This is a genomic window from Herbaspirillum sp. B65 (assembly GCF_000333555.1).
GTDB lineage: Bacteria > Pseudomonadota > Gammaproteobacteria > Burkholderiales > Burkholderiaceae_D > Herbaspirillum > Herbaspirillum rubrisubalbicans.
In genome coordinates, this window is the sequence record NZ_BADI01000237.1 from 1 (window position 1) to 1,000 (window position 1,000).

At 64.8% G+C, this 1,000-nt stretch carries 2 protein-coding genes; both read right to left on the minus strand.

From position 1 onward, the window contains the following. The coding region (locus I5W_RS06205; RefSeq protein WP_044528584.1) for a LacI family DNA-binding transcriptional regulator at window positions 1–725 on the minus strand (725 nt) is incomplete at its 3' end. A gap of 12 nt (window positions 726–737) precedes the next feature. Continuing rightward, a partial coding sequence (locus I5W_RS06210) for an ABC transporter permease subunit (RefSeq protein ID WP_044528585.1) occupies window positions 738–1,000 on the minus strand: 263 nt, incomplete at its 5' end.

Sequence of the window (1,000 nt, forward strand, 5' to 3'; positions counted from 1 at the left end):
GAGGCATCCGGGCGCTGCTCGAGCGCACGATCTCGCAGCAGATGCATGGCCGCCTGGTAACCACCGATGCCGCTGAAGTCGGCGTGCAGCAGGTCGCTGTCGGCGAGTGTCAGACCGCCCTCTTGCAGCGTCTGGCGGAAGCCATGGACACGCTCTTCGGACAGTTCCAGCCCATTGGGACCGGCAATGCAAGCCACGCGGCGGCGCTGCAATTGCAGCAGATGGCGCGCGGCCAGGCTGCCGCCCAGGGCGTTGTCGGTGCTGACCAGGTCGATGTCCAGTTCCTTGGGCGCGCGGTCCAGCAGCACGGTGGGAATATCGAGCTTGCCGTTGGGCTTGAGATCGGCCTGGTTCAGGGTGGCGAGGATGAGTCCATCGCAGCGCTTGGTCTGCAACACTTGCAGGTAGTCGCGCTGCTTGGCGGGGTCATCGTCGGAATTGCAGAGAATGACGCTATAGCCAGCCCCATAGCAATGGTCCTCGATCCCGCGCGCCAATTCCGAGAAGTACGGGTTGGTGTTGTTGGGAATGATGAGGCCAATACTGCCGGTGACCTTGCTGCGCAAGGAACGCGCCAGGGCGCTGGGCACGTAGTCCAGTTCCTTGACTGCGGCCAGCACGCGCTCGCGGGCGTCGGCGCTGACCGGACGCGTCTGGTTGAGCACGTGCGAGACCGTGGTGTAGGACACCCCGGCCAGCCTGGCGACATCCTTGATGGTCGACATGACGGCTAACGCTCAGCGGGCGTGGCGTTGGCCGCGACGGCGGTAGGTGTCCAGGATCACGGCCACCACGATGACCGCACCGGTGATGATGCGCTTCATCGGCTCGCTCACGCCGACCTGGGCCAGACCGGCTTCCAGTACCGAGATGATCAACACGCCGATGAAAGTGCTCACGACCGAACCGCGACCGCCCATCAGGCTGGTGCCGCCGATGACCACGGCGGCAATCACTTGCAGTTCATTGCCCCACCCACCGTTGGGGGTCGGCCGCTTTC